Source organism: Microbacterium sp. GbtcB4, from assembly GCF_019091465.1.
GTDB lineage: Bacteria > Actinomycetota > Actinomycetes > Actinomycetales > Microbacteriaceae > Microbacterium > Microbacterium paraoxydans.
Window position 1 is genome coordinate 1 of the sequence record NZ_JAGXJJ010000662.1, and the last position, 233, is coordinate 233.

The window sequence follows — 233 nt, forward strand, 5'->3', positions numbered from 1 at the left end:
CTGCCAGCCGGGCAGAAGAACGGGGCGGATGAGGGAGTCGATGCCGCCCCCGCGGCCGGCGACCCCCCGATGCGTGCTGTCGCCGCCATGCCCGTCGACGGAGGCGAAGCCGTCAGGGATGCCGACGAAGCTGCGCCAGCCGCGGATGCTTGCCGGTTCCCCGTCGCGGCCGCGGCGCTGCGGCGGGGCGATGGGCACACGTCCGAGCCCACTGCCCCATCCGGGGCCGCCGA

The 233-nt window shown here is 76.4% G+C and carries 1 pseudogene; it reads right to left on the bottom strand.

The window, feature by feature from the left end:
• A pseudogene (locus tag KVS71_RS19180) lies at window positions 1-198 on the bottom strand (ACP synthase); the annotation flags it as partial.
• Window positions 199-233 lie beyond the last annotated feature (35 nt).